The following is a 6,377-nucleotide window of genomic DNA, read 5'->3' as shown; positions in this document are numbered from 1 at the left end:
GTTACTTCTTTTGGCTGTTGAAAAGAAGTCACTGGTTCGAAGGGATTCGAGACATAAACCATCAAGGATGATGGCGCGAAGCGTGCTTTTGAATTTTTATACAGAGTTAAAGCATGCGCTAGCGCTTACCGCCATCCAGATGTTCGCTATAAACTAAAGAAGACACCCACTCTAAAAAAACAGAAAAAAAAATTACAAAGACACCCATTCTAAAAAATTGCAAAAACATTACTTAGATTCTATTTTGGGCGACTTAGGGGCTGACCCCCGTGTCTGCCCTTTATATGAGTTTTAATATTTTAATGGGTTGCCAAACCAGGGAAATCACGGGGAATTGCCCCTACGATTGCCTAATTCGTTTACTGCCAAACCCTTGAAATCCCCCCAACTCCACCAACATAAACAACGGGTAAACATTTAAGGTGGAAGCATGTTAAAACGGATAATGGCAAAACTGCAAAAATCGTCGGTTAAAACCAACCTCAAAACCTTTCATAAAACGTTAATTGAGATCCACGCACTGGGTGAGTCGTTAAAATCACTTTCCATCGAAGATCTCAAAGAAAAGATACCAGAATTAGACACTCAAGCTAAAGTTTTCGCCGTGGTGATAGAAGCATCACACCGACTGCTGGGTATGAGGCCGTTCGACAGCCAAATACTGGCGGGGTTGGCTTTATTCGAAGGTTTCGTCACCGACATGAAAACTGGTGAAGGCAAAACCCTTGCCGCGGCAGCACCGAATATCGCCAATGCATTAGCCGAGCGTAAAGTCTACTTGCTCACCTTTAACGACTATTTGGCGAAACGCGACAGCGACCTTTTACTGCCTCTTTATGAGTTCTTCGGTCTAAGTGTTGGGATTATTCAGGCTGATATGCCTGGCGAACAAAGAAGGCAGGCTTACCAGTGCGACATCATCTATGCCACCGCACGAGAAGTGGGGTTTGACTTTTTACGCGACCAACTCTGCCTTTATTCGCATCAAACCGTATTGTCAAAACTCGATGTAGCAATTGTCGATGAGGCCGATTCTATTCTGGTTGATGAGGCGCGTATACCTTTGGTGATCTCTGGCGATGTGCATCAGCCTAACGAACATCTAAATACCGTCAGCAAAGCCGTGCAAGCTTTGGTTAAACCCGTTGATTACGACACCGATAAACATCACTCAAACGTGTATTTAACCGACATTGGTACGCACAAAATTGAAACGTTATTCGGCTGTGAAAACCTCTATGACGTAGAACACTTGCCGCTGTTAACCAGCGTGAACTTGGCGCTACATGCGCAAGCGTTACTGATCCCCGACATCGATTACATTGTGAAAAACAACGGCATTAAGCTGATTGACGAATTCACAGGACGCATCGCCGAAAACCGCCGCTGGCCAGACGGTATGCAGTCGGCACTAGACGCCAAAGAAGGGTTAGCGGTTAAAAAGGAAGGGCAAACGCTCGGTTCCATCACCTTGCAACAGCTAATGAGCCTGTTCAACAAAGTCAGCGGTATGACAGGCACCGCAGTGCTGGCCGCCGATGAATTGCACCAGTTATACCATTTAAGGACTTGCGTTATTCCACCTCGCAAGCCTTGTATTCGCATCGACAAACCTGATCGAGTATTTGTCGACAGCCAAGCCAAAGACGCTGCCATATGCAAAGAGATAGCAGCCATTCATCAAACCGGTCAGCCCATTTTGGTGGGCACACCGAACATTCGCGAATCAGAAAGATTACACTCCTTACTGGTCGAAAGCGGCATTACTTGCCAATTGCTTAACGCAAACAATGACGAAAACGAAGCCCATATTATCGCCGGGGCAGGTGCTTTGGGTGCTGTTACCATCTGCACCAACTTGGCAGGCAGGGGCACTGATATATTGTTGGGTACGGGTGTTAAAGACGTTGGTGGTCTGCACATGATCGGCACCAGCCGTTTTGAATCAAGACGCATAGACGACCAATTGCGGGGCAGGGCGGCAAGACAGGGTGACCCGGGGTCGTCACAGTATTTTGTCAGTCTCACCGACAAACTGTTCAACCATTTCACTGAAGACGAATTTGGTTCGATAACGGCAGAGCAGGGAGAGCTGAAGTCAAAAGTGGGTCTTGGTAAAAAAATAGCCCATGCGCAAAGAGTGATTGAAGGCGCTAATTTAGAGCGGCGTAAAGTCTTGTACAAATACAGCGAAGTGATAGAGCAACAGCGCCGGGGTTTTCAAAAACTAAGAGAAGATATTCTGAATCAAAACGGGGTTGAATCATTCATTGAAGATGTCGACGAACGCTGGCAGGCACTCATTAACCAAAGCAATATCAGCAGCGAAAAACGCACTGAGGCGTTAATCATCGTGGTGCTGTATAGCCTAGACAAAGTCTGGGTAGAATACCTGTCTGAAATCGAATACATCAAAGAAGGCATACATTTGCTTGGGGCCACGGGTACCAACTCAATGTTTGGCGGTAGCGAACCCTATCATGTATTTATCCGTCAAGCTCATGAGGTTTTTGATCACTTAATGGGTGAGCTAAAAGACGCTGTAGTCGACACTTTTAACAGTGTGGTCATTGACGAAAATGGCATAGACCCGGATAGTGAATTGTTCGACATGACCAAATCAACTTCTTCTTACGTGGTTGTTGATAATCCTTTTGATGGCATGAACAGTCGATTTGCTAGCAAGATTCGGCAGAAGATGAAGGAGCTTGGGTTTAGGCGTTAAATGCCTGTGACCAGAAGACCTGCGGGATCAGTATTTTTTGGATCAGCAAGGGATGTGCATTAGGCACATCCCTGTGTCTAAGCCTTAGGCCAGCCAATGCTGTGCCAATCGGCTACCTGTCGATTTGTTGATGCTTGCTATAATCTTAACTGCAGCACCGCTACTGCTCACGATACTATTGAGTGCATGACCAAAAACGACTATCATTCTTGGCCATTTTTTAAGAAGTATAATTCAGTAAAACCCATTTTTACAAATTCGGCATCTCTAAAATTTCTTACGGTAGCTTTGCCTTTACTGATTGAGGCCACTCGCTGCTCAGTTTGCAAAAAGTGGGTAAGGTCTAGTCCTTCAGCATCGGCCACTGCCTCATGCATATTGCGATAGCGGCTGTAAGAAAAACTCATTTCCTTTGCCACACCATTAAACTTATAACGTACTTTATGGGTCATTTTATACTCACGTAGGTCCATCAATTGCGAAAACTATTTGACCGCCATTATAAACTCAAATAGCGGTGCTTATTCAATAAGCTTAACAAAAAGTATTATCGCGTAGAGCCCCATTAACTAAGCAACGCCCTTATATACCCAAGTGACCTCAAAAAGCACAGTTCAGCGGGAATTCAAATCGTCAAATACAAGGCATTTGTGTTGAGGCATAGTTCCACGCCATTATGGCCCTGTGTCCAAAACAAATAACGCCGTAGTTGAGGCAACTCCGTTGTGGAATTGAAACGCGCCACAAGGGAGCTTAGGCAGAAATCCAGTGCCCCGTTACAACATTTGAAACAATTAACAAGTCACCCAGTGCGCCGAGATAAATTGGTAGAAGAACGGAGCGGAGGCCGCCCCGGGTGCAAGTCCTCTACTTGGTAAGGTAAGCACACCGCCAAGACCCCGAGTCATGGGCTTTGCACCGTAAGGTGTCGAGTTAAGCGTTGACAGGGGAAGCCATAGGCCGAGTATTGAGCTGCGAAATCCACACTTAAGCGTGCTGACCTTGTTGGGTGAAGGAGAAGGCAACATGACCAAAATAGATGAAATGCCATAAACCGTAGCTCTCAGAGGACACTCATCCCCGACGCGGAAGATTGGGAATATTATGAGCTACCCGCACTGAGAGTAATAGCCAGAAAAGCAAAACAACAACCAACACATCGCTTTCGCGATTTGTTTCGCTGTTTAAACGAAACCCATTTGCGCTATACATTCAGTAAAATGAATAAAAAGGCGGCGAGCGGGGTCGATAATGTTACCTATCAAGATTATCAAAAACACTTTGATGAAAATGCAGAGGATCTTATAGGCCGTTTAAAGAGACAAAGCTACAAAGCACGGTTGGTGAAACGGAAACACATACCAAAATCCACAGGAAAAACGCGACCATTGGGACTGCCCGTGCTCGAAGACAAACTGCTGCAAACCGCTGGGTCAGACTTACTCAGTGCTATTTACGAACAAGACTTTCATGACTTCAGCTACGGCTATCGACCAAAGCGTGGAGCACGACAATGCGCAGATGACCTTAACGTCAGAATGCAATTTTGTCGTTTCGGTTATGTAGTTGAAGCGGATATTAAAGGCTTCTTCAATCATATCGATCATGATGTGTTGCTTGAGTTTATAGCGCTGCGTGTGGATGATAAGCGCTTCTTGCGTTTAATTTCCAAGTGGTTAAAAGCAGGCATACTCGAAGAAGACGGTGAAATACAATACCCAGAAGAAGGAACGCCACAAGGTGGTAGTATTTCCCCGATTTTGGCGAATATATATTTACACTATGTTATCGATGAGTGGTTTGAGCATGTGGTGAAACCTCACTGTGAAGGAGAGGCTATTCTATGTCGTTACGCGGATGACTTTGTTTGTGCTTTTCAATACTCAAGGGATGCAGAACGATTCTACGATGTGTTACCTAAGCGGCTTGAAAAGTATAATCTGCAAGTCACGCCGCAGAAGACAAATTGCCTTCGCTTTAGTCGTTTTAAGCCTAGCCTCAAGAACAGTTTTACGTTCTTGAGTTTCGAGTTTTATTGGGACGATGATAAGACGGGTAATGCCCGCTTATTTAGACGAACATCACGTGATAGATTACAATCTACTAAGAGCAAACTAAGCGAGTACATTAAGAAGAATCGGCATAAGAGAACGCCGATTTTAATAGATAAGCTGACACAAAAGCTACGAGGGCATTACAATTACTTCGGAGCGGTAGGTAATCTAGATGATTTGTTTAGTGTGTACTTTCACGCAGTGGGAAAGCTATATAAGTGGTTGAACCGACGCAGTGGTCGTAAGAGTATGACGTGGGCAAGATTAAAGCGTGTAATAGCGTATCGGGATCTTGTTAAGCCCGTATGTAAGGCGTCGTCAAAAAGGATAAAGGTATGGTGGTAAGTATGAAGGATGTTTTGCACTGCGAAAGCGAGTACAACCGAGGAGCCGGATGCGGGAAAACCGCACGTCCGGATCTGTATGGGGGCTTTGTGTGAATGAAGTTCCTACTATGACTGTATCAGGGGATATCGATGAATATCGAATTTGAAGCAACGATAGTGGATTATGGAGAGGCTATTGGCGGTGACATTATTCAGGTATTATTTGCCGAAGGTGAAGATGAAGATCCATTCAACCTCACGCACCGATATCTTTGTTTTTCCTCCAATTATGAATTTGATTTTTGTATTCTTCAAGCTGAATGGTTTGACGGTAATGAGGTAGATGGAGGGGTGAGTGTAGTGTCTTACAAAATAGGCCAAAATAAAGCAACAATTCAGCTAAAGAACGGTTACGTTTTTAATATTCACTACAAACAAACTGCTTCGGTATTGGCACAGATCAGATCATACCTTGCTCGTGAGTGTAGTGAAATTGATACATAACAAGCCACTAAATTAAGATTCACAAACAGTGACATGCCATTTGCGGAGCAAATCCCCAGCCAGCATTTGGTTCACTTATTAGTGGGGCGTTATGCTTTAAATTAACATGTGCATTATATTGTACATGTCGTTCTTTTTAGTTACACTTATCTTATTAACTGTACAACTAAGAAAAGAGAATAATATGAGAATCGTATCTTTTACTGAAGCAAGAAATGGACTTAAATCTGTACTTGATCATGTCGTAAACGACGCTGATTATACGGTAATTACACGTAGAGATTCTGAAGATGCTGTTGTTATGTCTATGGATCATTACAATAGCTTGATGGAAACTGTTCATTTATTAAAGTCACCTGCTAACGCAGTTCACTTAAGCCGTTCTATTGAGCAATTTAAATCCGCTCAAGTGATTGAGCGAGAAATAATAAATGACTAGGTTGTTAGCTTGGACTAATGATGCATGGGCCGATTACGTATATTGGCAAGGACAAGATAAAAAAACGCTTAAAAGAATTAATAAATTAATTACAGATACTAAGCGTTCTCCATTTGAGGGGATCGGAAAACCTGAGTCTCTCAAAGAAAATTTATCAGGTTTTTGGTCTAGACGTGTGGATGAATCAAATCGTCTAGTATATGCGGTTAATGATAGTCATATAACAGTTATATCCTGCCGCTATCATTATTAATTATAATCAGCAGCTAATAAATTGCTTAAAAGGAAAAATGACAGTTGGCAATCGCTTAGCGATTATAGCCAACCAA

6 protein-coding genes are annotated in these 6,377 nt (G+C 43.5%); 5 read left to right on the top strand and 1 reads right to left on the bottom strand.

Annotation, left to right across the window (positions count from 1 at the left end):
* The first annotated feature begins 430 nt into the window (after nt 1–430).
* Complete coding sequence (gene secA2, locus CXF95_RS25055; RefSeq protein WP_101201212.1) at nt 431–2,725, top strand: accessory Sec system translocase SecA2; 2,295 nt, start codon at nt 431–433, stop codon at nt 2,723–2,725.
* A 203-nt stretch (nt 2,726–2,928) separates the two neighbouring features.
* On the opposite strand, the gene CXF95_RS25050 is transcribed toward secA2, so the two are convergent.
* Nucleotides 2,929–3,177, bottom strand: a complete 249-nt coding sequence (locus CXF95_RS25050) for a DUF2960 family protein (protein WP_101201231.1) — start codon at nt 3,175–3,177, stop codon at nt 2,929–2,931.
* A 747-nt stretch (nt 3,178–3,924) separates the two neighbouring features.
* Here CXF95_RS25050 and ltrA point away from each other — a divergent pair.
* The 4 genes from ltrA to CXF95_RS25030 all read left to right on the top strand — a co-directional run bounded on the left by ltrA (nt 3,925) and on the right by CXF95_RS25030 (nt 6,301).
* Nucleotides 3,925–5,124 carry a group II intron reverse transcriptase/maturase gene (gene ltrA, locus CXF95_RS25045; protein ID WP_198556697.1) on the top strand — a complete coding sequence of 400 codons (1,200 nt, stop codon included), beginning with the start codon at nt 3,925–3,927 and terminating at the stop codon, nt 5,122–5,124.
* A 131-nt stretch (nt 5,125–5,255) separates the two neighbouring features.
* The gene (locus CXF95_RS25040) at nt 5,256–5,609 is read left to right on the top strand and encodes a hypothetical protein (protein ID WP_101201210.1); all 354 of its coding nucleotides are present in this window, start codon (nt 5,256–5,258) and stop codon (nt 5,607–5,609) included.
* A 184-nt stretch (nt 5,610–5,793) separates the two neighbouring features.
* Nucleotides 5,794–6,048 (top strand): type II toxin-antitoxin system Phd/YefM family antitoxin, encoded by a 255-nt coding sequence (locus tag CXF95_RS25035; protein ID WP_101201209.1) that lies wholly within the window; start codon nt 5,794–5,796, stop codon nt 6,046–6,048.
* Nucleotides 6,041–6,301: a Txe/YoeB family addiction module toxin gene (locus tag CXF95_RS25030; RefSeq protein WP_101201208.1), complete on the top strand. Its 261-nt coding sequence runs from the start codon at nt 6,041–6,043 to the stop codon at nt 6,299–6,301. Before CXF95_RS25035 ends, CXF95_RS25030 begins: the two co-directional genes overlap by 8 nt.
* Nucleotides 6,302–6,377: the final 76 nt, after the last annotated feature.

The sequence above is a fragment of the Paraglaciecola sp. MB-3u-78 genome (assembly GCF_002835935.1).
In the GTDB taxonomy this organism is placed as follows: Bacteria; Pseudomonadota; Gammaproteobacteria; order Enterobacterales; family Alteromonadaceae; genus Paraglaciecola.
Note: the sequence above shows the minus strand (reverse complement) of the source record. Positions and strands in the feature narration are given on the sequence as shown.

Coding starts and splice junctions, on each gene's coding strand:
- secA2 (WP_101201212.1), top strand. CDS start 431: ATGTTAAAACGGATAATGGCAAAACTGCAAAAATCGTCGGTTAAAACC.
- CXF95_RS25050 (WP_101201231.1), bottom strand. CDS start 3,177: ATGACCCATAAAGTACGTTATAAGTTTAATGGTGTGGCAAAGGAAATG.
- CXF95_RS25040 (WP_101201210.1), top strand. CDS start 5,256: ATGAATATCGAATTTGAAGCAACGATAGTGGATTATGGAGAGGCTATT.
- CXF95_RS25035 (WP_101201209.1), top strand. CDS start 5,794: ATGAGAATCGTATCTTTTACTGAAGCAAGAAATGGACTTAAATCTGTA.
- CXF95_RS25030 (WP_101201208.1), top strand. CDS start 6,041: ATGACTAGGTTGTTAGCTTGGACTAATGATGCATGGGCCGATTACGTA.